2 protein-coding genes and 1 pseudogene are annotated in these 2,526 nt (G+C 34.1%); 1 reads left to right on the top strand and 2 read right to left on the bottom strand.

The annotated features are described in order from the left end of the window. Nucleotides 1–155: 155 nt before the first annotated feature. Nucleotides 156–1,490 carry an inovirus-type Gp2 protein gene (locus Aba26S_RS20630; RefSeq protein WP_004699698.1) on the bottom strand — a complete coding sequence of 445 codons (1,335 nt, stop codon included), beginning with the start codon at nt 1,488–1,490 and terminating at the stop codon, nt 156–158. Nucleotides 1,491–1,706: 216 nt separating this feature from the next. Continuing rightward, nucleotides 1,707–1,919, bottom strand: coding sequence for an AlpA family transcriptional regulator (locus Aba26S_RS20625; protein ID WP_004699696.1), 213 nt, complete (start codon nt 1,917–1,919; stop codon nt 1,707–1,709). 110 nt (nt 1,920–2,029) lie between these two features. On the opposite strand from Aba26S_RS20625, the pseudogene Aba26S_RS20620 reads away from it, so the two are divergent. Then, a pseudogene (locus Aba26S_RS20620) lies at nt 2,030–2,526 on the top strand (hypothetical protein); the annotation flags it as partial.

Here is a 2,526-nt window from a genome sequence, read left to right as displayed (position 1 = left end):
GTTTATCCATAACCGCTAGTTTCCCATTTTCAATTTGAGCTGCATTTTGAATACTCTGTCCTAAGAACAAATGAGTATTAACATCCAGCATGAATGGGATAATTGGTGTCTGCGGTATATAGTGTGCTTGAGGAGTCGCTGAATAATGAGTCATTTCATGCCTCCTTTTGACCAGTATTTTTAAGAGATTTACCCATTTTTATCGCAACATCCTTAGCAATATTTTTACCAAATACACGTATGAAGTAGGCTTTATCATTTCTAAGGTTTTGCTCATTCTCTTCATCCTGCTTAATCCTTTTATGCACAATGAATTGGTCTCTTTTGGTTATATAACGGATGGCTTTAATCAAATACTCGTATTTTTGTTTATCACTGCGATGTAAGGTGCCAATACCGACATCTTTGTATTTGCCATTGTGAGCATCAATATTGCAATTATAGTAAGTCCCCTCATCACCAATCACTCTTTTCCAGACCTCACCAATCTGTTGTGCTAACTTAATGTCCTGTGAGTGTTTACGACCATCGAGAAAGAAAAAACAGTGGTAGTGATAGCCCGTTTTTTCGGCAAATTCCAATTTCCATAGATAGCCCAATATACGTAAATTTGAAGTACGCTTTAAATAACGAAGGCATGTGATTAAATCTGCTTTGACTTGGGCAAGTTCAGGGTTTTGTGTTTTTCCATAACGAAAATCGACACGAGCAATGACAATTCTCGAATGTTTAGCCAGTATCGTATCTACACATTCTGTAGCGACCTTTTGCTGATATTGGGAACGTTCCCTTCGTTTTTTCTGTTGGTATTTGAATTCCTTTTCTTGAGTTAGCAAATACAAACGTTCAATGAATAGATTAATTAATTCTGCATAACAAATTGAAGTTATTGTTCCATCAGTATTTCTTAGCTGAATAATATCATTGGGGTAATGTAGATAAAAATCAGCATGAAAATAACCCTTTAGAATTTCGTTATACGCTTGCATAACAATCTTATGATGCTCACAATCATAATGCTCTAGAGGATCAAACCCTTGGATGAGTATTTGCTTTAATAATTCAATGAATTTTTTATCAATAGGCTCATACCATCCATGATACAGAGTGCCTTTGATCTTACGATAAGCCTGCACATAGTTGTGTTTTAAGATTTGTTTTACTAATTCAATTTCTGAGAATATTTTCTCAGCTTCAGGATTTGATCGAATTTCATATTGGTTATATTCAGTGTTGAAATCTAATAAGTAATCCAATGCCAATGAGCTTGAATGCTGATCGTCTGCTGCATTGAAGCATTCTTCATACATTGAATTGAGTAAAGACTGTTGCTCTTCCAATGGTGCTGTAATCTGAATGGGCTGATTAGATGAATCAGTATCAGTTATTTCAGTCTGCTGATTTAGAAAGTGTTCAGGTACTTGTGTTAAGTATTCATGTGCTAAAGCAGGTGTTTGATTATTACTCATAAGATAGGATGATTGATTCATAATAATGAACTTCTCTGTACGTAATTACACCTAACAATTTGTTAATTAAGTCAATTTATATAATAATTAATATTATTAGATATACTGATCATATAAGTAACACAAATGGTCAGGCGTAAAAATCACTGTAATCCCATGACCTCGAAATCAAGGAATTACAGTGTTATAAGGGTTAATAGGGTATGTGAGAGTTGTAAAGATATCTTGCTAATCTGGTTAGCTTTTTTTTGAATTGATCCAATCAATTATGTCCTGCTCTAACCAACCAACGGCTGATAGTCCCAATCTAATCGGACGAGGAAAAGACGAATCATATCTCTTGGATTTCGGGTTCATTTTGTCATACAGACTTGATTTACTTAAACAGACTAATTCTGTTACTCCTTTCATTCTAAGAATCTGATTTTTTTTGGTTTCTGAGGTTTGCATTGTTTACTCCGATTTAAACCTGATGTGGATGTCTTCGGATATAAATATGCTCTAGAATCCTCAGAAACATCAGCAAAACAAGATTCACAATTGTTAAGTAGCGTATTTAAATGAGTAATCCCGTCTTCGATCATGAAATTTACAGAATAGCTCACCCTGTAATGCAAAAATTAGTAAAGCAAGCTGTAAAAGCAAGAGAGTTTCAAGCAACTTTCCCAAATCTGTATAACGAGTTAATACGTATTAGGGATGTAATATTGAGGCAACTGGTCAACCTGCTAACTGAAAAATATAAAGAAAGAAAGTCACTACCTATTGAGCAAATCAAGATTGAAGTAGAGATAATTGTCTTTGGCAGACAGTTACTCAACCATGTAATGGGATATTGTCAAACAAGGCAATTAGTGGATGAAGATATATTTTTGTTAAACCATTTACTTCAACCAGATGAACTAACATCAATATTTGAAGAACTTTATTGCATATTTTGGGAAAACATCAAAAGTTATGAAGAATGGACACAATTCCCCAATTTTTCGACAAACCTCAAACGTATTTTGAACGAAAAGTATTTCTTACCTGACTTGTTACCATTCTGGGATATTAA

This window comes from Acinetobacter sp. NBRC 110496 (assembly GCF_000876115.1).
In the GTDB taxonomy this organism is placed as follows: Bacteria; Pseudomonadota; Gammaproteobacteria; order Pseudomonadales; family Moraxellaceae; genus Acinetobacter.
Note: the sequence above shows the minus strand (reverse complement) of the source record. Positions and strands in the feature narration are given on the sequence as shown.

What these genes read in the sequence shown, in the direction of transcription:
- Aba26S_RS20625 (WP_004699696.1), bottom strand. Translation starts at nt 1,919, where the DNA reads ATGCAAACCTCAGAAACCAAAAAAAATCAGATTCTTAGAATGAAAGGA.
- Aba26S_RS20630 (WP_004699698.1), bottom strand. Translation starts at nt 1,490, where the DNA reads ATGAATCAATCATCCTATCTTATGAGTAATAATCAAACACCTGCTTTA.